The sequence below is a fragment of the Nocardiopsis sp. RV163 genome, assembly GCF_001029525.1.
GTDB classification, from domain to species: Bacteria; Actinomycetota; Actinomycetes; order Streptosporangiales; family Streptosporangiaceae; genus Nocardiopsis; species Nocardiopsis dassonvillei.
Genome location: NZ_LEKI01000004.1, coordinates 22,034 through 45,485, shown reverse-complemented (window position 1 = coordinate 45,485; position 23,452 = coordinate 22,034). Strand labels below are relative to the sequence as shown.

Here is a 23,452-nt window from a genome sequence, read left to right as displayed (position 1 = left end):
CCCGCTGGCCCGCGTGTCCCTCACCCCTAACGCTACAGACCGCGTACGACATCCCTTCCCGGCCGAGGGCGCGGAGTTACCATCGAGACCAGCGCTCTGCGTCCGAAGCGAGGTGGCAGCCGTGTCACACCCCTCCAGAACGACCTTCGACCCGGGCATACCCCCGCGCGCGGTCGCGCGCATGAGGGCCCATCCCGAAAGACTGCTCCCGGCCTCGGCCCGCCGGCGGCGCGGGCCCACCTGGCGCCAGGGCGCCGCGATCACGGCCGCGGGGTGCACCTCCCTTGCCGCCGTCGCCCTGCTCTCCCCGACGGCGGGAGCCGTCCTGGTGGCCCTGCTCTGCCTGGGGACGACCGCGGCCGTCCTCGGCCTCGCCTCGCTCCGGGGCTCCTTCACCGACGACTGGGCCGACCTGGTCATGCACGCCTTCTGGGCGCTGCCCGCCTCCGCCGTGGGCGTCCTGGGCGCCCGGACGCTGCTCGACCAGGCGTTCGGTCCGGTCGGCGCGGTTGTCCCCGGCGATCCCGCGACCGCCGTCCTCTACCTGACCGCCGCCGCGGGCGGCGCCGGGGCCATACTGCGGCCAGGCATGGTCGCCCGCCTGGCCTCGGAGTACGCCGACCGGTACGTGCTGCCCCAGGACTTCGGCCGCACCCACGGCTACGCCTCCCGCACCGAGGAGCCCGAGGCCCACCTGTTCGCCGCGCTCCAGCAGGCCACCGACCGGGTGGAGGAGGGCGTGCGGGTGCTCGGCGACTCCTTCGACGCCGACCGGACCCTGCCGCTGCTGCGCGAGGAGGAGTGGAAGCTGGCCCAGGAGCTGCTGCGGCTGCGCTCCCTGCGCAGGGAGCTGCTGGTACGTCGGCGCGAGGCCGTGTCCGAGCAGGTCACCCGGGCCCTGCAACCGCAGGAGGAGGCGGTGGCCCGCGCCACCGAGGCGCTCGACGAGCGGGTCGGGGTGCTGACCGGTTACGGCGACCGGGTCCACGCGGCGGTGACCGCGCACCGCGAGTGGGAGCAGTGCCAGGAGATCGCCGACCGCGCCGGGGACTACGCCGACCTGGCGCTGTTCTCGGCGCAGGAGCGCATGCGCCCCCGGGAGATAGACGACAGCCTGCTCAGCGTGGAGGCCGCGCACTCGGTCCGCGAGGAGCTGGTGCGCGAGGCCGTGGCCGCCGGGTCGTCCCTGTCCGAGGTCCTGCGCCGCTACCCCGGACGGGAGTGACGGGAGCGGGGCGGTGTCAGGTCGGCGGGACCACGTCGAGGACGGCCCCGGGCCGGTCCGCCGACGCGGGGACCGTGGACCGGGCAGCGTGGGGACCCGGTGAGCAGGCCGTGGAGGCCGCCGGGGGCGGACCTCGTCGGGTGTGGAACGTCGCGGCCTCTCCGACGGGCGGGGAAAGGGCGCGCTACCGGGCGCGCCCGACGAGTTCTCGCCAGAGCCCGGCCACGCGCTCCGCCAGTTCTCCGCGGGTGCCGGAGTTGTCCACCACCAGGTCGGCGGCGGCCAGGCGGGTCTCCCGGTCGGCCTGCGCGCGTATGCGGGCCTCCACCTGCTCGCGCGGCATGCCGCGGTTGGCGGCTACCCGCTCCACCCGAACCTCGTCGGGGGCGTCCACCACGACCACCACGTCGTAGAGCGGCCCCAGGCCGTTCTCCACCAGCAGAGGGACGTCGTAGACCACCACCTCCACGCCGGAGGCAACGGCCTCCTCCATGAGCTGGGAGCTGCGCTCGCCCACCAGGGGGTGCACGATGGCGTTGAGCCTGGCCAGGCTGGCCTCGTCGGAGAAGACGATCTCACCGAGCCGGGATCGGTCCAGGCGCCCGTCGGGGGTGAGCACCCCTTCGCCGAACTCGGCGACGACGGCCTCCAGGCCCGGAGTGCCGGGTTCGACGACCTCCCGGGCGATGGCGTCGGCGTCGACCACGGTGGCGCCGTAGGCGGCCAGTTCGGTAGCGACCGCGCTCTTGCCCGAGCCGATCCCGCCGGTGAGTCCCACTGTGAGCATGTCGCAAACCCTAGACCGCCGGCCGCGTCCGAGTGGTGGCGCCCCCGTCTACGGCGCGGCCCGGGCGGTGCCCTCCGGACGCGCCTCGGCCGGGGCGAGCTCCTTGCGCATGTGCACCATGACCAGGTGTTCGGCGACGCGCTCGCGGGAGGTCTCGGCGTATCCCAGGCCTCGGTAGAGCCGCTGCTGGCCGGTGTCCTGGGCCCCCGCGGACAGGGTGAGCGCGGCCAGGCCGGGGTGGCGTTCGCGCAGGCGGCCCTCCAGGTCGGCGAGCAGCGCCCGTGCGATCCCCCGGCGGCGCAGGTCGGGCACGACCGCCAGGCGGGAGACCACCGCGCTGGTGCCCAGCACCCGCGCCCGTACAGAGCCGACCAGACGGGTTCCGGCGACGGCCTTGAGCACGAGGGTGCCCTCCTGCCCCAGAAGTCTCTCCACCCTGTCCAGGCTCTCGGTGAGGGCCAGCACGAACGGGTCGCCGAAGGCCTGGGCCTCGTCGACGAACGCCGCGCGCTGGAGGGTGAAGACCTCGCCCGCGTCGGCGGGAACGGCCGGGTGGATGTCGAACACGTAGCCTCCTGGAGCGCCCCTCCGTCAGGGGACACGGCACGAGCCTACTCCCCGGCCCCTCGGGTGCCTCGGGACCCGGCCGGGGCCGGGCACGGCGAAGGGCCGCCCCCTCCGGAGAGGGGACGGCCCGAACAGCTTCTCAGCGTGTCCTCGGAGGCTGTTTAGGCCTCGCCACCCGCGAGCTTCTCGCGCAGGGCGGCCAGGGCCTCGTCGGAGGCCAGGGCGCCGCTGGAGGACTCCGAGCCGGACGAGCCGCTGCTCTGTCCGCCACCGGTGTAGTCGTCCTCCTCCACCGGGGCAGGAGCGTTGGCGGCGTCGGCCTCGGCCGCGCGCGCCTCCTCGACCTGCTTGCGGTGCGCCTCGAACCGGGCCTGGGCCTCGGCGTAGCTGCGCTCCCAGTCGTCGCGCTGGGCCTCGAAGCCCTCGAGCCACTCGCCGCTGTCCGCGTCGAAGCCCTCGGGGTACTTGTAGTTGCCCTGCTCGTCGTACTCCGCGGCCATGCCGTAGAGGGTGGGGTCGAAGTCCACCTGGTCCGGCGAGACGCTCTCGTTGGCCTGCTTCAGCGAGAGGCTGATGCGGCGGCGGTCGAGGTCGATGTCGATGATCTTGACGAAGATCTCGGTGCCGACCTGGACGACCTGCTCGGGCACCTCGACGTGGCGCTCGGCCAGCTCGGAGATGTGGACCAGGCCCTCGATGCCCTCCTCGACTCGCACGAACGCGCCGAACGGAACCAGCTTGGTGACCTTGCCGGGAACGACCTGGCCGATCTGGTGGGTCCGGGCGAACTGCTGCCACGGGTCTTCCTGGGTCGCCTTGAGCGACAGGGAGACGCGCTCGCGCTCCATGTCCACGTCGAGGACCTCGACGGTGACCTCCTGGCCGACCTCGACGACCTCGCTGGGGTGGTCGATGTGCTTCCAGGACAGCTCGGAGACGTGCACCAGGCCGTCGACGCCGCCCAGGTCCACGAACGCGCCGAAGTTGACGATCGAGGAGACCACACCCTTGCGGATCTGGCCCTTCTGGAGGGTGTTGAGGAAGGTCTGGCGGACCTCGGACTGGGTCTGCTCCAGCCAGGCGCGGCGGGACAGGACCACGTTGTTGCGGTTCTTGTCCAGCTCGATGATCTTCGCCTCGAGCTCGCGGCCGACGTAGGGCTGCAGGTCGCGCACACGGCGCATCTCGACCAGGGAGGCGGGCAGGAAGCCGCGCAGACCGATGTCGAGGATGAGGCCGCCCTTGACGACCTCGATGACGGTGCCGGTGACGACGCCGTCCTCCTCCTTGATCTTCTCGATCGTGCCCCAGGCGCGCTCGTACTGGGCGCGCTTCTTGGACAGGATCAGGCGGCCTTCCTTGTCCTCCTTCTGGAGGACGAGGGCCTCGACCTGGTCACCGACGGCAACGACCTCGCCGGGGTCGACGTCGTGCTTGATCGAGAGTTCCCGTGAGGGAATCACACCCTCGGTCTTGTAGCCGATGTCGAGCAAGACCTCGTCTCGATCGACCTTCACGATGGTGCCCTCGACAATGTCACCGTCGTTGAAGTACTTGATGGTCTCGTCGATCGCCGCGAGGAAGGCTTCCTCGGACCCGATGTCGTTGACCGCTACCTGGGGTGTCGAGGTGGCCTCGGTGCTGCTCGTCATGTGTGGGTGGACTCCGGATACGGACAGATTCAGAAAGATGGTCACATCGCGGGTTCGAACCCGTCGATCCGTCGTCCGAGGAGCGGAGCCGAGGCGGCGATGAACCGCCTGGACACCAATCGCCAGGTGCAGGGTGTCGACCGGAGCGGCGCGGTCGCGCCGACCCTCAACGGAGACAGCGGACGCACGCAGGAACCCACAACGCTCCCGCCAGAATATGAGACAAGGGCGTCCTGGTCAATCGGAACCCAGGGCCGCCAACCCGGCGTAGGTCGCAATGGCGGCAATTTACCCGAGCATGGCGGTCAAGATCAACTGGGGGGTAGCCCCACGTCCGAACGGGGGTTTCGTTCCCGCGGGGCGGCCGCGGCGGCGGTCCGGGGCACCGGCGCGGAGGCTGGAAGAAAAAGCACGAAGGGCCGGTTACGGTCAGTCCGCGGAAGGCTTGGAGCGTGACCGTTTGATGGCGCTCCGTTGCTTCTTGGCGTCAAGGCGGCGCTGTTTGGCCCTGCGGCTCGGACGGGTCGCCCGGCGCTCGCGGGCGGGCGGCGCGATCGCCTCCTCGAGCAGGGCGGCCATCCGCTCTCTGGCCTCGGCCCGGTTGCGCGCCTGCGAGCGGTGGGTCTGCACGGTGACCGTGAGCACGTCCCCGACCAGGCGCCCCCGGAGCCGCTCCAGCGCGCGCTGGCGCCGCGTGCCGCCCAGGCCGGGGCAGGACGCCACGTCCAACGAGAGCGACACCCGGGTGTCGGAGGTGTTGACGTGCTGGCCGCCGGGCCCCGAGGAGCGTGAGAAGCGCCAGGTGAGGGCGTCGGCGGGGACGGTGACCGGACCGGCGCTCAGCCCCTCTTCCGCCGTGCTCCGTGCCGTCACCGTCCCCCGCCTTCCCGTCGTGCGCGTGCCGCGCGCGGCCCCTGTTCAGTGCGCGGCGTCGTGCCAGTTCTGGCCGCTGCCGACCGAGACGGCCAGCGGCACACGCAGATCATAGGCGGAGCTCATCTCGCGCGCCACGATGTTTTCGACCTCCCCGCGCTCGCCGGGCGCGATTTCCACCACGAGTTCGTCGTGCACCTGGAGCAGGACCCGGGAGGCGAACCCGCCCCCGGTGATGGCCGCGTCCACCCGGAGCATGGCCACCTTGATGATGTCGGCGGCCGACCCCTGGATCGGCGCGTTGAGCGCCATCCGCTCGGCCATCTCCCGACGCTGGCGGTTGTCGCTGGTCAGGTCGGGCAGGTAGCGGCGCCGCCCCAGGATGGTCTCGGTGTAGCCGACCCGGCGGGCCTCCTCGACCACGGCGTTGAGGTAGTCGCGCACCCCGCCGAACTCGGCGAAGTAGTCCTCCATGAGGCGCTTGGACTCCTCCGGCGTGATCCCCAGCTGCTGGGACAGGCCGTAGGCGCTCAGCCCGTAGGCCAGGCCGTAGCTCATGGCCTTGATCCTGGACCGCGCCTCGCCGTCCACCTGCTCGACCTCGATGCCGAAGATCTGCGCGGCCATCTGCGCGTGGAAGTCGTAGCCGCTGTTGAAGGCGTCGATCAGCGCCTGCTCACCCGACAGGTGCGCCATGATGCGCAGCTCGATCTGGCTGTAGTCGGCGGTGAGCAGCTCCTCGTAGCCCTCCCCCACCACGAACGCGCGGCGGATGCGCCGCCCCACGTCGGTGCGCACGGGGATGTTCTGGAGGTTGGGGTCGGTGGAGCTCAGGCGCCCGGTCGCCGCCACCGTCTGGTTGAAGGTGGTGTGGATGCGGCCGTCGTCGGCGACGGTCTTGATCAGCCCCTCGACCGTGGTGCGCAGCTTGGTCTGGTCGCGGTGGTGCAGCAGGACCGCGGGCAGCTCGTTGTCGGTCTGGGCGGCCAGCCACGCCAGCGCGTCGGCGTCGGTGGTGTAGCCCGTCTTGATCTTCTTGGTCCTGGGCAGGCCCAGGTCCTCGAACAGCACCTGCTGGAGCTGCTTGGGCGAGCCGAGGTTGAACTCGCGGCCCACGATCTCGTGCGCGCGCTCCACCGCTACCCGGCCCGCCGCGGCGAACTCGCCCTGGAGCTCCTCCAGGTAGGCCCGGTCGGCGGCGATCCCGGCGCGCTCCAGGCGGGCGAGCACGTCCACCAGGGGCAGTTCGACCTCGTGCAGCAGGTGGGTGCCGCCGCGCTTGTCGAGTTCGGCGGAGAGCACCCCGGCCAGGTCGCGGGTGGCGCTCGCGCGCACTGCCAGCAGGTGCTGGCGGCCCGAGCCCGCCCCGTCCCCGCCGCCCAGGTCCAGGGTGAGCTGGTCGCCGGAGGAGTCCTCCTCCAGCTCCCGGCCCAGGTACTTGCGGCACAGGTCGGCCAGGTCGAAGCGGCGCTGCCCCGGCTGGACCAGGTAGGCAGCCAGGGCGGTGTCGCTGACCACCCCGCCCAGCTCCCAGCCGTGGGCGCCCAGGGCCAGCAGTGCGCCCTTGTACTCGTGCACGGCCTTGGGACGGCGGGGGTCGGCCAGGAAGTCCGCCAGCGCCTCGGTGTCGGCGGGGTCAAGGGCGGTGGGGTCCACGAACACGGCGTCGCCGGAGGGCACGCTGATGGCCAGCGCGTCCACCCGTCCGGTGCCCTGCCCCCAGACGCCGTCCAGGGCCAGCCCCGCGGGAGCGGTGGGCGTGAGGGTGTCGGAGGCCGCGCCGTCGGGTGCGGCGTGCGCGGCCAGCCAGGGGGCCAGCCCGCCGGTTCCGGCCACGGTCAGTTCGACGCGGAAGCCCTCGGCCGCATCGGTCCCGGTCTGCCCGGAGTCGTCGTCGGGCAGGCGGACGACGGCGTAGAGGCGCTCGCGCAGGTTGGAGGCGAACTCCAGGTTGTCGAAGAGCGCGTCGATCCCGGTGCGGTCCGCCTCGCCCAGGGCCAGGGCGGAGACCTCCGCCTCCAGCTCCACGTCCGTGGCCAGCCGGTTGAGCCGCTGGTTGCGCAGGACGTCGTCCAGGTGGTCGCGGAGACTCTGCCCGGCCTTGCCGGTGAGCTCGTCGGCGCGGGCGACCAGCTCGTCCAGGGACCCGTACTTGGTGATCCACTTGGCGGCGGTCTTGGGGCCCACGCCCGGCACGCCGGGCAGGTTGTCGGCCTTCTCCCCCACCAGCGCGGCCAGGTCGCGGTAGCGCTCGGGGGTGACCCCGTACTTGTCCTGGACCGCGGCGGGGTCCATCCGCCGCAGGTCGGACAGGCTCTTGCCCGGGTACAGGACCGTGCAGGAGTCGGTGACGAGCTGGAAGGCGTCGCGGTCGCCGGAGGCGATGAGCACCTCCATCCCGGCCTCGCCGCCCTGGTGTGCCAGGGTGGCGATGACGTCGTCGGCCTCGAACCCGGGGGCGGACAGGTTGGCGACGCCGATCAGCCTCATCAGGTCCTGGGTGAGCGGCACCTGGGAGGGGAACTCCGGCGGGGTGTCGGAGCGGCCGTCCTTGTACTCGGAGTACTCCTCGTGCCGGAAGGTGGGGCCGGACAGGTCCCAGGCCACCGCGACGTGGGTGGGCTCCTCGTCGCGCAGAAGCTTGACCAGCATCGACGTGAAGCCGTACACGGCGTTGGTCGACTGCCCGGTACTCGTGCCGAACTTGTCCACCGGGAGCGCGAAGAACGCGCGGAAGGCCATCGAGTGGCCGTCCAGGAGGAGGAGCCGGGGGCGCCTGCCGCCGCCGGTCCGGGTTGTCTGGTCGGGGGTCTCTCGCTTGGTCACCACAGGTGAATCCTAGGATGCGACGCAGACACTTCGCGGCCATACCGCGAGGGCAGTGACACGACGGCGGGGACGCCGCCCCCGGTCCGGCGCGGCCCGTGCCCGGCCGCGGCGGGGTCCCGAGGAGGCGGAGGGCACATGACGACGGACTCCGAGGCGATGCGGCGGATGCTCGACACGGGCGCGCTCGCGGGCGGTCTGGGCGAGCGCATGGGCATCGAGGTGACGGAGGCGTCCGCCGAGCGCGTGGTGGGCCGGATGCCGGTGGAGGGCAACGTCCAGCCGTTCGGACTGCTGCACGGCGGCGCGTCGTGCGTGCTGGCCGAGACCCTGGGCTCGATCGGCGCCACGGCCCACGCCTCCCGGTTCGGCAAGGTCGCGGTCGGCATCGAGATCAACGCCACGCACCACCGCTCGGCCACGGAGGGGCACGTGACCGGTGTGGCCGCACCCGTGCACCTGGGACGGACGCTGGCCACGTGGGACATCACCATCACCGACGACGGGGGCCGGAAGGTGTGCACCTCCCGGCTCACGTGCATGCTGCGCGAGCTGCCGGGGGCGTAGCGGGACCCGGCCCCCCGGGACGGTCCCGGAGGGTCCGCCGGGTGGTCGCCCCTTCTGCGCCGCGTATAGCGGTCAAGGGTTTTCTCGTTTTAAGGAAGGACCGCTTCACACCCGCGTGTAGTGTGCCTGCGGCTTTCCTCCGGTCCGGCCGCCGCCCTTGACGGCCGGACCGCGTCATGCCTGATCATCGCGACAGTTCGCTACCCCGCGAGCACGGAAAGCTGTGATCTGTACAGAGACGAAACGTCGGATGTCAATGATGACTACAGAGCCATAACAGCCTGACGGCGAGTCGGCACCAACGCCCGTTCCGTGCTTTCCGCGCCAGAACTTTCATGATTAAGCTCCGCTAACGCTCCTGATTAAGTCATGCCACACATCACGGACATTCAGGACGCGCATGCTCATGGCACGGCTGCCCCGCGCAGTACGTGCTTCGCCGGTTGAACGGAGTGACCACGATCATGGCTAGCAAGAAGGTCCTAGGCCTCACTGCCGCAACCGCGGCCCTTGTCCTCGGCCTGACCGCGTGTGGCAGCGACGGCGGCGAGGGAGGCGGCGGCGGTGAGGGCGGTGAGGAGTTCACCTACGGCATCCTCTACCCGCAGACCGGCAACCTCGCCTTCCTCGGCCCGCCCCAGATCACGGCCGCCCAGTACGCGGTCTCCGAGATCAACGCCGCGGGCGGCATCCTCGGCACCGAGGTCCCCGCCATCGTCGAGGGCGACGAGGCGGGCGACAACGCCCAGGCCAACGAGGCCGCCAACAACCTGGTCTCCGACCAGGTGAACGCCGTCATCGGCGCGGCGGCCTCCGGCATGACGCAGGCGACCTACGACACCATCACGGGTTCCGAGATCGTCCAGTGCTCGGGCTCCAACACCGCCGCCGAGCTCAGCGAGATCGAGGACGACGGCTACTACTTCCGCACCGCGCCGAGCGACCTGCTCTCCGCGGTCGTGATGGCCCGCACGATGGTCGAGAACGGCAACCAGAACATCGCCATCGTCGCGCGCGCCGACGACTACGGCGGCGGCTACGCGGGCGCCCTCCAGACGGAGCTGGAGAACCTGGGCGCCCAGGTCGTGGTCAACGAGACCTACGACCCGCTGGCCACGACCTTCGACTCGGTCGTCAACAGCGTCACCACCGAGGAGCCGGACGCCGTCGCGCTCATCGCCTTCGAGGAGGGCGCGCAGGTCATCGCCCAGCTCCTGGAGGGCGGCACCGAGGGCGAGCAGCTCTACGTCACCGACGGCCTCAACGACCCGAACCTGGGCGAGACCGTCAGCGCCGACGACCCCGAGAGCGTCACCGGCATCACCGGTATCGCCCCGAGCGCGGACAACCCCGAGTTCACCGAGGGCCTGACCAGCTTCAACGAGGAGCTGGAGGTCTTCCAGTTCGCCCCGCAGGTCTACGACTGCGTCACCGTGATCGCCCTGGCCGCCGAGGCCGCGGGCAGCGTGAACCCGTCCGAGTACGTCGCCGAGCTGCCCAACGTCAGCCGTCCCGAGGGCACCGAGTGCGGCACCTTCGAGGAGTGCCGCGACCTGCTGGCCGACGGTGAGGAGATCAACTACCAGGGCGTCAGCGGCAACATCGACTTCAACGACAACGGCGACCCGACCGCCGCCACCTTCGAGATCTTCCACTACGGGGAGGACGGCCACGAGATCCTGGCCTACGAGGAGCACTCCCTGGAGGAGTAGCGGCGACGGTTCGTAGCGGCTCCCGCCGTCACGGACCCCTCCGTCACGGCGCGGTCCGTGACGGCGCACGGCAGCGGCGCCCCGGGAGCGGGTTCTCCCGGGGCGCCGCTTCGCGTGTGCGCGCCCCGCGGCGCGAGGGCGCGGGGAGGGGGCGGCCCGCCCCTCCGTGCCCGACGGGGGCCGGTCTCAGCCGGAGCCCGGACCGACCGGGGTCTCAGCGGCTCCAGCGGCGGGCGATGCCGGCGGCCAGGGCGCGCAGCTCGTCCGCGGAGCGGGTCATGGCGGCCTCGACCGAGCCCGAGGACTCCACGAGGGAGTAGGCCTCGGTGATCCCGGCCGCGGCCGCCTCGGCCCGGCCGACCTTGACCGCGCCCGCGGTGACCACGCACGGGACGCCGTGCTTGTTGGCGGCCTGGGCGACGCCGTGGGGCAGCTTGCCGCGCAGCGACTGGGAGTCGAAGGAGCCCTCTCCGGTGATGACCAGATCGGCCCCCGCGAGGCGGTCGGTCAGGCGCACGGAGTCCAGGACGCGGCTGATGCCCGACTCGACGGTGCCGCCGAGCAGGAGCAGGGCGAAGCCCAGACCGCCCGCGGCTCCGGCGCCGGGGGTGTCGCGGACCTCGCCGCCGGGGTCGACGCGGTCGGCGAAGGCGGTCAGCGCGGCGTCCAGGCGCTGCACCTGGTCGGGGTCGGCGCCCTTCTGGGGCCCGAAGACGGCGCTGGCCCCGTGGATGCCCAGCAGGGGGTTGTCGACGTCGGTGGCGGCGACGACGCGGACCCCCGCCACGGCCCGGCGGGCTCCGCCGAGGTCGACGTCGCCGGGGTCGGCCAGGGGGCCGCCGCCGTGGCTCAGGGGGTCGGCGGGGACGGCGCCCAGGGCGGCCAGGAGACCGGCCCCGGCGTCGTTGGTGGAGCTGCCGCCGAGTCCGACGACGACGGTACGGGCGCCGGAGCGGACCGCGTGGGCGACCAGCTCGCCGACGCCGTGGGTGGTGGTGCGGCCGGGGTCGCGGTCACCGGAGGGCACCAGGTGCAGGCCGCAGGCCTGTGCGCTCTCCACGTAGGCGGTGTCGCCGTCCAGGAGGTACTCCGCGGTCACGGGCGCGCCGAGGGGGCCGGTCACCTCGGTCCGGTGCACCTCGCCGCCGAGAGCCGTGTGCAGGACCTCGACGAAGCCGGGTCCGCCGTCGGAGAGCGGCAGCAGGTCCGTCGTGGCGGAGGGATCGGTCCGGTGCCAGCCGTCGGCGACCGCCTGCGCGGCTTCGAGGGCGGAGAGGGTACCGGCGAACTTGTCTGGAGCGATGAGGATACGCACCGGACCAGTGTGCCAGGCCACATTTCCCCCGGCGCGGGGCACCCCCCGCTGGTCAGAGGCCGGGCGCCCCGTAGACGGGGAACCAGCGGGACCGGTCCGCCTCCAGGGGCAGGTCGCGGCCGATGGCGGACTCGGCCTGGAGTTCCAGGGCGTTGTCCCTGCGACCGCCGTCGCCGACCGGGGCGAAGGGGTAGAAGGTGCCGCGCTTGTAGAGGTAGACCAGCCCCAGCGAGCGCGTGCCGTCGGTGAAGCCGACCAGGGAGCAAAGGAGGGAGGGCCCGTAGCCGTTGGCCTCCAGGGTGGAGTTGACGGCGTGCAGGTCGGTCACCAGGCCGGTGATGTCGGGGTCGGCGGCCCCGTCCGGGCCCGCCGAGCGCACCACCAGCCAGGTGTAGCCGTAGTCGTCGGCGACCAGTTCGACGGGCGTCCCCCCGTCGGCGTTGAGCAGCTCAGTGACGTCGCGTTCCAGGTCGGCGAAGGCGGCGCCCTCGGTGGCGCGGAAGGCGACGGAGCCGGTCCCGGTGGGCGTGAAGCCCGCGGCGGCACGCAGGGTGACCGACGCCGAGGGCAGGCCGAACAGGGCGTCGAGGTCGGGCTGGGCCGGTTCGGAGCGCCCGAAAAGCGCTCGCCAGAAGCTCATCGTGGCCGGTCCTCTCTCGTGGTCGTGTCGGTCGCGCGCGGACGGGATCGGCCCCGTGCCCGCCCGCGCGGATCGGTGCCGCCGTCCCCTCCGGCGGCCCCGCGGACGGGGTCAGCGCCCCTGCCCGAGCTGGCGCGAGATGTCGGACAACTGCTCCAGCCGCCGCTCCACCGGCGGGTGTGTGGCGACCAGCTGGCTGAAGCTGAACCCCTTGCGGGAGAAAGCCGGAGCGAAGAAGAAGGCGTTGAACGGCTCCGCCTGGCGCAGGTCGCGGGTGGGGATGCGGGACATGTCTCCGGTGATCTTGGTCAGGGCGCTGCCCAGCACGGACGGGCGCCCGGTGAGGTAGGCGGCGGCGCGGTCGGCCGACAGCTCCCGGTAGCGCGACAGCGCCCGGGTGAGCAGGAAGCTGAGCGCCCAGGCCACGGCGCTGACGGCCACGACGAGCAGGGCGACCACGGCCGGCGCGGGCCCGTTGTTGTTGCCGCGCGACGCCCCGGCGAACATCGCGAAGCGCAGCCCCGCCTGGGTCAGGAATCCGGCCACGATGCCCAGGAACCCGGCGACGGTCATCACCATGACGTCGCGGTGGGCGATGTGGGACAGCTCGTGCGCCAGGACCGCCTCCAGCTCGGGGCCGTCGAGGCGGCGCATGAGGCCGGTGGTCACGCACACGACCGCGGACTTCTCGTTGTGCCCGGTGGCGAAGGCGTTGGGCACGTCGGTGTCGGCGACCCCGACGCGGGGCTTGGACATGTCCGCCATGGCGCACAGCCGGTCGACGAGGGCGTGCAGCTCGGGCGCCTGCTCCGGGGAGACCTCCTTGGCGCCCATGGCGAACATGGCGATCCTGTCGGAGGCGAAGTAGCTGAACAGCGCGAACCCGGCGACGATGAGCAGCACCAGCCAGACGTTGAGGCCCACGAGGACCAGCCCCGCGACGAAGGCCGCGTAGACCAGGACGAGCAGGCCCATGGTCGTCACCATGCGGGTGGTCAGTCCCCGGTCAGGTCTGAACTTGGATCCGGCCATGCCGTAGTCCCCTCCGCCGACGCGTCGACTGCCTCGGAGTGTAGTTCGCCCAGGTGGGAAACGGTATGAGGTGGTCCGCCCGCCGCGTGTTCGCCGACCGCGCGTGCCGCCGGCCCCGCGGAACCGCTGCGGCCTCCCCGGCGGACCGCCACCCCGCGCGCAACGAGGGTTCCCGTACTCTCACCTGCCCTCCACCACGTCCAACGGCCGGGGGTCCCGCCGCGGTTCCCGGGGGGCGGGCGGCGCACGCCACACGGGGCCGGTCGCGGGCGGCCGGGACGGGCGCGTACTCCACCGGACACGCGAAAGCCGCCGTGACACGTGGTCACGGCGGCCCGGAAACGCGCGCGCAGGCACCGAGCGCCGCACCGGCCGACCGGAATCCGGCCCGCCGTGCGCACTCACCGGTCCGGACGCGCCTGGACGGAGGCGGCGCGCCGGACGGAGGACCCGGTCCTAACCGGGGATGAGTCCGTCGTCTTGGAGCATCTCCCGCACCTCTTCCATGGTGGCGTCGGCGTGCGGGAGGATGAACTGCGAGGGCTCCAGCGCGTCGGGCGGCAGCGGCCGACCGTCCTCGCGGACCCTCTCCAGGAGGTCGTGCAGGGCACGGCGGAACGTGGCCTCGTCACCCGACTCGATCGCCGACTCCAACGCGGAGTCGAAGGAGTTGAGCAGTTCCAGGTCTGCGTCGGTGAGGTCGAGCTGTCCCTCACCCATGATGCGGACGATCACGCGCCCTCCCGGTTGCCGGTGGTGCCGGTGCTGCCCGCGCCGTTGCCGCCCTCGATCTGGGGGGTGGAACCGCCGCTGCCCTGGCCGAGCTCCATCTTCATGCGCTCCAGCTCGGCGTCGACACCGGTGGTGCTGGCCATGCGGTCCAGCTCGCTCTGGATGTCGTCCCGGGCCGTGCCGGTGACGTCGTCGAGCGCGCCCGAGGCGAGCAGCTCGTCCACGGCGCCCGCGCGGGCCTGCATCTCGGCGGTCTTGTCCTCGGCGCGCTGGACGGCCATGCCGACGTCGCCCATCTCCTCGGAGATGCCGGAGAAGGCCTCGCTGATCTGCGTCTGGGCCTGGGCGGCGGTGTAGTTGGCCTTGATGGTCTCCTTGCGCGTGCGGAAGGCGTCCACCTTGCTCTGGAGGCGCTGGGCCGCCATCGTGAGCTTCTGCTCCTCGCCCTGGAGGTTGGCGTGCTGCTCACGCAGGCTGTCGATCTGCTGGGACAGACCGGAGCGGCGGGTCAGGGCCTCGCGGGCGAGGTCCTCGCGCCCCTGCGTCAGGGCGGCGCGGCTCTGGTTCTCCAGCTTGCCGGACTGCTGCTCCAGCTGCTGGATCTGGAGCTCGACGCGCTTGCGGGAGGTCGCGACGTCGGCCACACCCCGCCGCACCTTCTGTAGGAGCTCGAGCTGCTTCTGGTACGAGTAGTCGAGGGTTTCCCTTGGGTCCTCGGCTGCGTCCAAGGCCTTGTTGGCCTTGGACTTGAAGATCATCGAAAGTCGCTGAAACACGCTCATCGGCGTGGCCGTCCCCTTCTCGGTGCGTACATCGGCTGTTCCCAGCGGGCGCTTTGCCCAACCCTACGCGCTCTGGTCCGCGGTCGCCATAAAGCTATGACCGGCTACCCTGTGGGTGTGTTCCGACGTCGCTCCGCTTCCGCAGCCACGGATCCGGCCTCCGCCGAATCCGCCAGCCCTGAGGCCACTGAGTCCACCCAACCTAAGGGATACACGCCCAAGAAGGGTGTGCCCACCCCAAAGCGCAGGGAATCCGAGCCCAACCCCCGTCGACCGCTCAAGGCGCCCGAGACGCGCAAGGAGGCCTACCAGGCCTACCGGGATCGTCTTGACCGCCAACGCGGCAGGGGCGCCGCGAGTTCCGCGATCAAGGGCGTGCCCAAGGACGAGGCCCGCTACTACCGGCAGCAGGACCTCGGCGAGGCCCGGGCGTTCGCCCGCGACTTCGTCGACTCGCGCCGCAGCGCCAGCGAGTTCTTCCTGCCCTTCTCGATCGTGATCATCGCGCTGCTGTTCATCAACAACCCGATGTTCCAGATCGGTGTGGCCTACGTCCTGTGGCCGCTGATGATGGTCACCATCATCGCCGAGGGCGTCATGGTCGGCCGCACGGTCAAGAAGCGCGCCGCCGGGTACTTCCCCGACGACCCCGCCGTCAAGGGCGTCGGGATGTACGCGGCCATGCGCCAGCTCCAGTTCCGCCGCCTGCGCCTGCCCAAGCCGAGGCTCAAGGTCCGCGAGGACCCCACGCCCCGCCACGCGCGCTGACGGCTCCCGCCACCGCCTCCCCGACGACGTGAGCCCGGGCCGGTCCCAGCGCCGGCCCCTCACTCCCCGCCGAGCCTGCGCTCCCCTCGAGTTGGGAGCGCTTGCAAGCGCACGGCGTAGAACCTCGCAAACGGGCACAATCCCCTATTAGAGTGCTCGACATGGAATTTCGGCATCTGGGCAACAGCGGCCTCATGGTCAGCGAGATCGCGTACGGGAACTGGATCACGCACGGCTCCCAGGTCGAGGAGGACACGGCCAAGGCCTGTGTCCGCGCGGCGCTGGACGCGGGCGTCACCACGTTCGACACCGCCGACGGCTACGCCGGGGGCAGGGCGGAGGAGGTGCTCGGCCGCGCGCTGAGGGGCGAGCGCCGGGACGGGCTGGAGATCTTCTCCAAGGTCTTCTGGCCCACGGGTGAGGGCAAGAACGACCGGGGCCTGTCCCGCAAGCACATCGTCCGCAGCGTGGAGGACTCCCTGCGCCGCCTGGGGACCGACTACCTGGACCTGTACCAGGCCCACCGGTTCGACTACTCCACACCGCTGGAGGAGACCGTACGGGCCTTCGAGGACCTGGTCCGCCAGGGCAAGGTCCTCTACGTCGGCGTCTCCGAGTGGCGCGCCGAGGAGATCGAGCAGGCGCTCAAGATCGCCGACGAGATGGGCTTCGACCGCATCATCTCCAACCAGCCGAAGTACAACATGCTGTGGCGGGTCATCGAGTCCGAGGTCGTCCCGCTCTCCGAGCGCGAGGGCGTCGGCCAGATCGTGTGGTCTCCGCTCGAGGGCGGCGTCCTGAGCGGCAAGTACAAGCCCGGCCGGGAGCTGCCCGCCGGTTCGCGGGCCGCCGACCCCGGCGGCGGCCGCTTCCTGAGCGACCAGATGAAGGACCGGGTCATGCTGGAGCGCGTGCAGCGGCTGGAGCCGCTGGCCGCCGAGGCGGGCCTGACACCGGCGCAACTGGCCGTGGCCTGGGTGCTCCAGAACCCGAACGTGTCGGCCGCGATCATCGGCGCCTCCCGCCCCGAGCAGGTGGAGGGCAACGTCAGGGCCGCGGGGGTCAGGCTGGACGCCGAGCTGATGGCGAGGATCGACGAGGTCCTGGGCGACAGCGTCCAGCGCGACCCGGCGCTGACCAGGAGCCCCGAGAACATCCGCGGCTAGACGGTGCTTCTCGGACCTTCGCCTCGGTCCGTGTCCGGGCACCCGAACCGACCCCCCGCGAGCTGAGACCGGTTCGAGGAACAGACCCCGGTCGCACCCGGGCGGTGTGCCGCGCCGCGGGCCCGGCCGTCCACGGGGACGGCCGGGCCCGTCCGCGTTCCGGGGCCGGCCCGCCCCTGGTGTCGCCCCGGCCCCACCTGGGTAGCTGCTGGCGCGCACGCACGCGGCACGGAGGGGGCTCCATGGACATCGCGCACTCCATCGAGGCGGTGGGCACCGCGGTCGACATCGCCGGGGTCGGCGTCATCGTCGTCGGGGCCCTGGGCGCGACCGCGCTGTTCCTGTACCGGTGGGTCGGCGGGCACGGGCTGGCCGCGGCCTACCGGCCCTACCGGCAGGGGCTGGGCCGGGCGATCCTGCTGGGCCTGGAGTTCCTCGTCGCCGGGGACATCATCCGCACGGTCGCGGTGTCGCCCACCTTCGCCACCGTGGGGGTGCTCGCCGGGATCGTCCTCATCCGGACCTTCCTCAGCTTCTCCCTGGAGGTGGAGCTGGAGAACCGCTGGCCGTGGCAGGACCGCCGATCCGTCCCCGGAACCGGCTGACCCGCGCGGGAGGCCCGGCCGACCGTCCTCGCGGGAACGGTCAGCGCGCCATGTCGCGCGACAGGTGGGAGCGGCGCAGGCGCCGGGTCCGCACCAGCCGCCCCAGGTCGGCGCGCGTCTGGTGGGACAGCTGGACGTGGAAGTAGTTGACGTGCTCCAGGAGCGCGAAGAGCCACAGGCCCAGGCCCGGCCAGACCCTCGTCCCCGGAGCGTCGGCGACCAGTGCCGCGGCCACCACCGCGCCGCCCGCGAGGAACAGTGCGATGTTGGCCCGCCCCAGGGCGCGGAAGAGCGCCATGCCCGCCGGGCGGCGGTCCCCCGCGCGCAGTTGGCGCACCTTGGCCCACCAGTAGGCGCCTCCCTGCGCCAACAGCAGGGCGAAGAGGGCGAACCCGACCAGGTTGGCGGGTGAGGCGGGCACGCCCAGAAGGAGGAACAGCACCGTCGCGAACAGGGGGATGTTGACCAGTTCCAGGACGGCCAGGTTGCGCAGAGCGGGGATCACGCCCCCATTGTCACGGAGGCGGCCGACCCCTCCGGGGGCCCTCGCGGCCCCCGGACGGGCGGGCGCTACTCGACGGGTTCCAGGGACATCGCGTAGACCTCCGCGTCGCCGTCGAGCAGGGCGACGCGTCCGACACCGCCCTCGGCGAGCTCCTGCCAGTTCTCCCCCAGCCAGCTCTCCGCGTCGCCGCGCGAGGTGAACGACTCCGAGGGCAGGTCCGACCCCAACGGGTCGGCTCCGTCGGCCTCGAAGTACCGCCAGGTCCACGCCATGTTCGACCGCCCCTTCGTCACGGAGGTCACAGCGCCGGTCACCGTGATCCTGGCCCGAGCTTAACCAAGCATTGGTGGACGATGCTGTTTACTTTTTCGGTGCGTATCCGATTTCTCGGGACTGCCGGGCACTCGGGGTGGCCCGCCCCCCAGTGCACCTGCGCCTCCTGCAACAAGGCCCTCTCCGAGCGCCGCCTGCCCCTGCGGGTGACGGTGGACGACCGCTTCCGCGTCCGCGAGGCGGGGGTGGTCGGCCCTGTGCCGCCGGGGTACTCGGTGAGCCCGACCCCCGACGGCGTGCTGGTCGAGGGCCCGGACGGGGGCAGGCTGATGTACGCGCGCACGGGCCCGGGGCCCCTGCCCGGCGTGCCCCCGGCGGAGGCGCGCGCAGAGGGCTCCTCCGGCTACTCCTCCGTCCGCCCCGACCAGCAGGTGGACATGGTCGTCGTGGACGCCGCGCAGCGCCCGGAGGTCATCGGCGAGCTGCGCCGCTCCGGGGTGATCGGGGTGACCACGGCCGTCGTCGCGGTCGGCGGCGACCACCGCGTCCGCTCACAGGAGGAGTTCGCCCGCCGGGCCCGGCTGTGGGGCGCCCTGGTGCCGAACGACGGGCAGGTCCTGTCGTGCCCCCCGGCGGTGTGGCCGGAGTCGCGGCCGCGCGGGCCGCACCGGACCCTGGTGACCGGGGGCGCGCGCTCGGGCAAGTCCACCGAGGCGGAGCTGCGCCTGATGGCGGAGCCGAAGGTGCTGTACGCGGCGACCGGCCCGGAGCCCGACCCGGTCGCGGACCCCGACTGGGCCGACCGGGTGGCCCGGCACGTGCGGCGCCGCCCCTGGTGGTGGCGCACCGAGCAGACCGCCGACCTGGCCGCGGTGCTCAAGGGCGCCAGGGGCGCGGTGCTGGTGGACTGCCTGGGCACCTGGTTGACCCGGGTGATGGACGAGGCCGGGATGTGGGAGGACAGCCCCCCGTCCGACGCGGAGGACGAGGTGGAGGCGGCGGTCCACGGGCTGCTGGAGTCCTGGCGTTCCACCCAGGCCTACGTCGTGGCGGTCACCAACGAGGTGGGCTCGGGCGTGGTGCCCGCGACCCGCGCCGGGGGGCTGTTCCGCGACCACCTGGGCCGGCTGAACCAGTGGGTGGGCGCAGAGTCCGAGGACGTGGTGCTGGTGACCGCGGGCCGCGTCCTGGAGCTGCCGTGAGCGCTGCCGCCGGCCCCCGTCCGGAGGGCCCCTCCGCTCCCTCCCGCGCAGCGGACGCGGTCGCGGGGGCCCGGATGGCGCTGGGGACGTTCACCGTGTTCCCGGTGCGTGCGGGGCGGCTGGACCGCCGGGTGGCCGGGTGGGCGATGGTGTGGGCTCCCGCGCTGGGCGCGCTCTTGGGCGGCCTCACCGGCGCCGCGGCCGTGCTCGGGACGGCGGTCGGACTGTCCGCCGCCCTGGCCTCGGTGCTGGCCGTCGGCCTGGGGGCGCTGCTGACGCGGGGACTGCACCTGGACGGGCTGGCCGACCTGGCCGACGGTCTGGGCAGCGCGCGCCCGGCCGAGGGCGCCCTGGAGGTGATGCGCCGGTCCGACATCGGTCCGTTCGGCGTCATCACCCTGGTGGTCGTGCTCACCGCGCAGGCCATGGCCCTGGGCCAGTTGGCACAGGCCTCGGCCGGGGCGGCGCTGACGGGCGCGGCGGCGGCCGGGGCCGCCGGGCGGCTGGCGGTGACTCTGGCGTGCACCCCGCGCGTGCCCTCTGCGCGGCCCGGGGGGCTGGGCGCGTTCGTGGCGGGGACCGTGCGCCTTCCGGGTGCGCTGCTGGCAGCCGCCCCCGTGCCGCTGGTGTGCCTGGCGGGCTGGGCGCACGCGCCGGGGTTCGCGCTGGCCTGCGCGCTCGCCGCCGCGGCGGGACTGCTGGCGGCGGGCCTCGTGCTGCGCCGGGCGGTGCGGCGGCTGGGCGGCGTCACGGGCGACGTGCTGGGCGCGCTGTCGGAGACGGCGGTGACGACGGCGCTGGTGGTGGCCGCGGCGGCCTCGGCCCGGCTGTGAGGACCGGAACGGGGATTCACGGCCCCGGTCGTCGGGCCTCGGGGCGTCCCGACAGGCGGTTTCCTGCCAACCGGTAACCGACTCGGGGGTGCCCGATGTCGTGATCATCACATTTTTTCACACAGGTTTCACGGTTCTCGCAGACGGGAATGCGGAGTCCGCCCCGGAGGCGACCCACGACACCCTTCACCGGCGGCCAGAGGCACCCTCGCCGCGCGCGCGGATCCGGAGCCGACCCCGCACACCCCCGGCTGCCGCCGCCCCCGCAGCGCCGCGTCAGGACCCCCGCGGACCCGGGACGCCGCGTCCCCGCCGGGCGCGCGGGGCGACTAGCATCGGGGACGTGAGCACGTCGTTGTCAGTAAATACGGAGTCCCCCAGTTCGCTCGACGCCGACGCGGTTGTCGTCGGTTACCACTCCGGAGGCGACGCTCCGGAGCCCGCGTCGGGCGCTCATGACGTCGATGCCGCCTTCTCCGGCGGCCTCGCCCAGACCCTGTCGCTCATGGGAGCGAGCGGCACCCCCGAGGAGGTGCACACCCTTGCCTCCCTCGGAGCCGTCAAGGCCCCGGTCGTCGTCGCGGTCGGTCTCGGCCCGGCGCCGACCGAGGGCCCCGTCGACCCCGACGTCCTGTCCCGCGCCGCCGGCGCCGCGCTGCGCTCGCTGACCTCGCGCCCAGGGGGCGCGGGCCGCGTGGTCCTGGCCCTGCCCGCCGGGACCGCCTCCGAGGCCGCAGCCGTCGCCCTCGGAGCCCGCCTCGGCGCCTACGGCTTCGACCGGTACCGGACCGCCGCCAAGGAAGAGCCCGCCGCCGAACTGGTCCTGTCCAGCTCCGCCGGGGACGCCGGGGAGGCCGCCGAGCGCGCCGCCGTCCTGGCCGAGGCCGTCAACCTCACCCGCGACCTGGTCAACACCGCACCGGCCGACCTGGTGCCCGAGGACCTGGCCGCCACCGCCCAGGAGATCGCCCAGCAGTCCGGCCTGCGCGTCGAGGTCCTGGACGAGGCCGCCCTGTCCGAGGGCGGCTACGGCGGCCTGACCGGCGTCGGCCAGGGCTCGGCCAACCCGCCCCGCCTGGTGCGCCTGGCCCACAGCCACCCCGAGGCCACCAGGACCGTCGCCTTCGTCGGCAAGGGCATCACTTTCGACTCGGGCGGCCTGTCCCTCAAGCCCGCGGGTTCGATGGACTGGATGAAGTCCGACATGGCGGGCGCCGCCTCCGTGCTGGCCGCCATGCGCGCCATCGCCGCCCTGAACCTGCGGGTGAACGTGGTCGGCTACCTCGCCGTGGCCGAGAACATGCCCAGCGGCACCGCCCAGCGTCCCTCCGACGTGCTGACCATCTACGGCGGCAAGACCGTCGAGGTGCTCAACACCGACGCCGAGGGCCGCCTGGTCATGGCCGACGCCCTCGTGCGGGCGCAGGAGGACGAGCCCGACCTGGTCGTGGACATCGCCACCCTGACCGGCGCCCAACTGGTCGCGCTCGGCACCCGGGTGTTCGCGGTCATGTCCAACGACGACGAGGCGCGCGACCGGATCGTCGCCGCGGCCGCCGAGGCGGGCGAGGCCTCCTGGCCGATGCCCCTGCCCGAGGAGCTGCGCGCGGGCCTGGACTCCGCGGTCGCCGACATCGCCAACGTGGCGGGCGAGCGCTGGGGCGGCATGCTCTCCGCGGGCGTCTTCCTCAAGGAGTTCATCGAGGAGGGCGTCACCTGGGCGCACCTCGACATCGCCGGGCCGTCCTTCAACCAGGGCGGTCCGCACGGCTACACCCCGAAGGGCGGCACCGGCGCGGGAACCCGCACCCTGGTCCGCATCGCCGAGGGGTACGCCGGATAGCACCCGCCCAGGGGGCGGCCTCCCGAGCCGGAGCGCCGCCCCTCCCGGCCACCGCGGCCGCGCACACCCTCCCTCCGCCCGCGCGGGGCCCGGCCGCGACCACCACCCATCACCAGCCACAACAAGGAGTTCGTTCCCGTGAGTGAGAGCGGCGGCACCTTCGACCTCGTCGTCCTTGGCGGCGGCAGCGGCGGCTACGCGGCGGCACTGCGCGCCGCGGAGCTGGACATGAGCGTCGTCCTGATCGAGAAAGACAAGCTCGGCGGCACCTGCCTGCACCGCGGCTGCATCCCCACCAAGGCCCTGCTGCACTCGGCCGAGGTCGCCGACTCCGCCAAGGAGAGCGAGAACTTCGGGGTCAAGGCCACCTTCGAGGGCATCGACATCCAGGCCGTGCACACCTACAAGGACAAGGTGATCGGCGGCCTGTTCAAGGGCCTGACCGGCCTGGTCAAGTCGCGCAAGATCACCGTCGTCGAGGGTGAGGGCAAGCTCACCGGCAAGGACGAGGTCACCGTCGACGGCGCCGTCTACAAGGGCCGCAACATCCTGCTGGCCACCGGTTCCAAGCCCAAGACCCTGGGGCTGGACATCGACGGCGAGAAGGTCATGACCAGCGACCAGGCCCTCGACCTGGACCGCGTGCCCGAGTCGGTCATCGTCCTGGGCGGCGGCGTGATCGGCGTGGAGTTCGCCAGCGTGTGGCGCTCCTACGGCGCCGACGTCACCATCGTCGAGGCCCTGCCGCACCTGGTGCCGGTGGAGGAGGAGTCCAGCTCCAAGCTGCTGGAGCGCGCCTTCCGCAAGCGCAAGATCAAGTACGAGCTGGGCACCCCGTTCGAGTCGGTCAAGACCACCGACTCCGGCGTGACCGTCACCCTCAAGGGCGGCAAGACCCTGGAGGCCGAGGTCCTGCTGGTGGCCATCGGGCGCGGGCCGGTCTCGGAGGGTCTGGGCTACGAGGAGCAGGGCGTCACCCTGGACCGCGGCTTCGTCCAGGTGGACGAGAACCTGCACACCGGCGTGGGCAACGTCTACGCCGTGGGGGACCTCATCCCCACCCTCCAGCTCGCCCACGTCGGCTTCGCCGAGGGCATCTTCGTCGCCGAGCACATCGCCGGGCAGAACCCGCCCGCGATCGACTACGACGGCGTCCCCCGCGTCACCTACTGCGAGCCCGAGGTCGCGTCCGTGGGCCTGACCACCAAGGTCGCCAAGGAGCGCGGACACAACGTCGTGGAGATGAACTACAGCCTCGCGGGCAACGGCAAGAGCCAGATCCTGCAGACGCAGGGCGCGGTGAAGGTCATCGCCGAGAAGGACGGCCCCGTACTGGGCGTCCACATGGTCGGCAGCCGCGTCGGCGAGCTGATCGCCGAGGGGCAGCTGATCTACAACTGGGAGGCCCTGCCCTCCGAGGTGGCCCAGCTGATCCACCCGCATCCGAGCCAGTCCGAGGCGTTGGGCGAGGCGCACCTCGCGCTGGCGGGCAAGCCGCTGCACGTCCACGACTGACCGCACCACCGGGGGCGGGCCGCAAGGGCCCG

At 72.6% G+C, this 23,452-nt stretch carries 22 protein-coding genes; 10 read left to right on the top strand and 12 right to left on the bottom strand.

The window, feature by feature from the left end; translation table 11 throughout:
- Window positions 1-121: 121 nt before the first annotated feature.
- Window positions 122-1,225 (top strand): hypothetical protein, encoded by a 1,104-nt coding sequence (locus tag ABD54_RS01535; protein ID WP_235431926.1) that lies wholly within the window; start codon window positions 122-124, stop codon window positions 1,223-1,225.
- A gap of 184 nt (window positions 1,226-1,409) precedes the next feature.
- Here the strand turns inward: ABD54_RS01535 and coaE are convergent, their stop codons facing one another.
- From coaE to polA, 5 genes are all read right to left on the bottom strand, one after another.
- Window positions 1,410-2,012, bottom strand: coding sequence for a dephospho-CoA kinase (coaE, locus tag ABD54_RS01530; protein ID WP_047867629.1), 603 nt, complete (start codon window positions 2,010-2,012; stop codon window positions 1,410-1,412).
- Between the two features lie 48 nt (window positions 2,013-2,060).
- Window positions 2,061-2,579 (bottom strand): GNAT family N-acetyltransferase, encoded by a 519-nt coding sequence (locus ABD54_RS01525; RefSeq protein WP_047867628.1) that lies wholly within the window; start codon window positions 2,577-2,579, stop codon window positions 2,061-2,063.
- Between the two features lie 161 nt (window positions 2,580-2,740).
- Window positions 2,741-4,231, bottom strand: coding sequence for a 30S ribosomal protein S1 (rpsA, locus tag ABD54_RS01520; protein WP_047867627.1), 1,491 nt, complete (start codon window positions 4,229-4,231; stop codon window positions 2,741-2,743).
- Window positions 4,232-4,660: 429 nt separating this feature from the next.
- Window positions 4,661-5,104, bottom strand: coding sequence for an alternative ribosome rescue aminoacyl-tRNA hydrolase ArfB (gene arfB, locus ABD54_RS01515; RefSeq protein WP_047867626.1), 444 nt, complete (start codon window positions 5,102-5,104; stop codon window positions 4,661-4,663).
- A 45-nt stretch (window positions 5,105-5,149) separates the two neighbouring features.
- Window positions 5,150-7,933 (bottom strand): DNA polymerase I, encoded by a 2,784-nt coding sequence (gene polA, locus ABD54_RS01510; protein WP_047867625.1) that lies wholly within the window; start codon window positions 7,931-7,933, stop codon window positions 5,150-5,152.
- Window positions 7,934-8,068: 135 nt separating this feature from the next.
- On the opposite strand from polA, the gene ABD54_RS01505 reads away from it, so the two are divergent.
- Both ABD54_RS01505 and ABD54_RS01500 read left to right on the top strand, forming a co-directional pair.
- Window positions 8,069-8,497 carry a hotdog fold thioesterase gene (locus tag ABD54_RS01505; RefSeq protein WP_047867624.1) on the top strand — a complete coding sequence of 143 codons (429 nt, stop codon included), beginning with the start codon at window positions 8,069-8,071 and terminating at the stop codon, window positions 8,495-8,497.
- Window positions 8,498-8,961: 464 nt separating this feature from the next.
- Window positions 8,962-10,209 carry an ABC transporter substrate-binding protein gene (locus tag ABD54_RS01500; protein WP_047867660.1) on the top strand — a complete coding sequence of 416 codons (1,248 nt, stop codon included), beginning with the start codon at window positions 8,962-8,964 and terminating at the stop codon, window positions 10,207-10,209.
- A gap of 214 nt (window positions 10,210-10,423) precedes the next feature.
- On the opposite strand, the gene ABD54_RS01495 is transcribed toward ABD54_RS01500, so the two are convergent.
- The 5 genes from ABD54_RS01495 to ABD54_RS01475 form a co-directional block, all read right to left on the bottom strand.
- Entirely contained in the window at window positions 10,424-11,524 is a 1,101-nt protein-coding gene (locus ABD54_RS01495; RefSeq protein ID WP_047867623.1) for a glycerate kinase, read from the bottom strand.
- Window positions 11,525-11,576: 52 nt separating this feature from the next.
- A complete protein-coding gene (locus ABD54_RS01490; protein ID WP_047867622.1) occupies window positions 11,577-12,164 on the bottom strand; it encodes a hypothetical protein in 588 nt (195 codons plus the stop codon).
- Between the two features lie 111 nt (window positions 12,165-12,275).
- Entirely contained in the window at window positions 12,276-13,196 is a 921-nt protein-coding gene (gene htpX, locus ABD54_RS01485) for a zinc metalloprotease HtpX (RefSeq protein WP_047867621.1), read from the bottom strand.
- A 456-nt stretch (window positions 13,197-13,652) separates the two neighbouring features.
- Window positions 13,653-13,931: a hypothetical protein gene (locus ABD54_RS01480; protein ID WP_013152004.1), complete on the bottom strand. Its 279-nt coding sequence runs from the start codon at window positions 13,929-13,931 to the stop codon at window positions 13,653-13,655.
- The gene (locus ABD54_RS01475) at window positions 13,928-14,710 is read right to left on the bottom strand and encodes a PspA/IM30 family protein (protein ID WP_082166623.1); all 783 of its coding nucleotides are present in this window, start codon (window positions 14,708-14,710) and stop codon (window positions 13,928-13,930) included. The genes ABD54_RS01480 and ABD54_RS01475 overlap by 4 nt, the downstream gene beginning before the upstream one ends.
- Before the next feature lie 96 nt (window positions 14,711-14,806).
- On the opposite strand from ABD54_RS01475, the gene ABD54_RS01470 reads away from it, so the two are divergent.
- The 3 genes from ABD54_RS01470 to ABD54_RS01460 all read left to right on the top strand — a co-directional run bounded on the left by ABD54_RS01470 (window position 14,807) and on the right by ABD54_RS01460 (window position 17,249).
- Entirely contained in the window at window positions 14,807-15,478 is a 672-nt protein-coding gene (locus ABD54_RS01470) for a DUF3043 domain-containing protein (protein ID WP_082166622.1), read from the top strand.
- Window positions 15,479-15,639: 161 nt separating this feature from the next.
- A complete protein-coding gene (locus tag ABD54_RS01465) occupies window positions 15,640-16,644 on the top strand; it encodes an aldo/keto reductase family protein (RefSeq protein WP_200904022.1) in 1,005 nt (334 codons plus the stop codon).
- A gap of 242 nt (window positions 16,645-16,886) precedes the next feature.
- Entirely contained in the window at window positions 16,887-17,249 is a 363-nt protein-coding gene (locus tag ABD54_RS01460) for a DUF1622 domain-containing protein (RefSeq protein ID WP_047867617.1), read from the top strand.
- Window positions 17,250-17,289: 40 nt separating this feature from the next.
- On the opposite strand, the gene ABD54_RS01455 is transcribed toward ABD54_RS01460, so the two are convergent.
- The gene (locus ABD54_RS01455) at window positions 17,290-17,754 is read right to left on the bottom strand and encodes a hypothetical protein (RefSeq protein ID WP_047867616.1); all 465 of its coding nucleotides are present in this window, start codon (window positions 17,752-17,754) and stop codon (window positions 17,290-17,292) included.
- 65 nt (window positions 17,755-17,819) lie between these two features.
- Window positions 17,820-18,026, bottom strand: coding sequence for a hypothetical protein (locus tag ABD54_RS01450; protein WP_047867615.1), 207 nt, complete (start codon window positions 18,024-18,026; stop codon window positions 17,820-17,822).
- 207 nt (window positions 18,027-18,233) lie between these two features.
- Between ABD54_RS01450 and ABD54_RS01445 the strand changes: the two genes are divergently transcribed.
- The 4 genes from ABD54_RS01445 to lpdA all read left to right on the top strand — a co-directional run bounded on the left by ABD54_RS01445 (window position 18,234) and on the right by lpdA (window position 23,420).
- Entirely contained in the window at window positions 18,234-19,229 is a 996-nt protein-coding gene (locus ABD54_RS01445; RefSeq protein ID WP_047867614.1) for a bifunctional adenosylcobinamide kinase/adenosylcobinamide-phosphate guanylyltransferase, read from the top strand.
- 74 nt (window positions 19,230-19,303) lie between these two features.
- Entirely contained in the window at window positions 19,304-20,062 is a 759-nt protein-coding gene (locus tag ABD54_RS01440) for an adenosylcobinamide-GDP ribazoletransferase (RefSeq protein WP_047867613.1), read from the top strand.
- 343 nt (window positions 20,063-20,405) lie between these two features.
- Window positions 20,406-21,905, top strand: a complete 1,500-nt coding sequence (locus ABD54_RS01435) for a leucyl aminopeptidase (protein ID WP_082166621.1) — start codon at window positions 20,406-20,408, stop codon at window positions 21,903-21,905.
- Between the two features lie 138 nt (window positions 21,906-22,043).
- A complete protein-coding gene (gene lpdA, locus ABD54_RS01430) occupies window positions 22,044-23,420 on the top strand; it encodes a dihydrolipoyl dehydrogenase (RefSeq protein WP_047867612.1) in 1,377 nt (458 codons plus the stop codon).
- Window positions 23,421-23,452: the final 32 nt, after the last annotated feature.

Coding starts and splice junctions, on each gene's coding strand:
- coaE (WP_047867629.1), bottom strand. CDS start 2,012: ATGCTCACAGTGGGACTCACCGGCGGGATCGGCTCGGGCAAGAGCGCG.
- rpsA (WP_047867627.1), bottom strand. CDS start 4,231: ATGACGAGCAGCACCGAGGCCACCTCGACACCCCAGGTAGCGGTCAAC.
- ABD54_RS01505 (WP_047867624.1), top strand. CDS start 8,069: ATGACGACGGACTCCGAGGCGATGCGGCGGATGCTCGACACGGGCGCG.
- ABD54_RS01500 (WP_047867660.1), top strand. CDS start 8,962: ATGGCTAGCAAGAAGGTCCTAGGCCTCACTGCCGCAACCGCGGCCCTT.
- ABD54_RS01490 (WP_047867622.1), bottom strand. CDS start 12,164: ATGAGCTTCTGGCGAGCGCTTTTCGGGCGCTCCGAACCGGCCCAGCCC.
- htpX (WP_047867621.1), bottom strand. CDS start 13,196: ATGGCCGGATCCAAGTTCAGACCTGACCGGGGACTGACCACCCGCATG.
- ABD54_RS01475 (WP_082166623.1), bottom strand. CDS start 14,710: ATGAGCGTGTTTCAGCGACTTTCGATGATCTTCAAGTCCAAGGCCAAC.
- ABD54_RS01470 (WP_082166622.1), top strand. CDS start 14,807: ATGACCGGCTACCCTGTGGGTGTGTTCCGACGTCGCTCCGCTTCCGCA.
- ABD54_RS01465 (WP_200904022.1), top strand. CDS start 15,640: ATGGAATTTCGGCATCTGGGCAACAGCGGCCTCATGGTCAGCGAGATC.
- ABD54_RS01460 (WP_047867617.1), top strand. CDS start 16,887: ATGGACATCGCGCACTCCATCGAGGCGGTGGGCACCGCGGTCGACATC.
- ABD54_RS01450 (WP_047867615.1), bottom strand. CDS start 18,026: ATGGCGTGGACCTGGCGGTACTTCGAGGCCGACGGAGCCGACCCGTTG.
- ABD54_RS01440 (WP_047867613.1), top strand. CDS start 19,304: ATGGCGCTGGGGACGTTCACCGTGTTCCCGGTGCGTGCGGGGCGGCTG.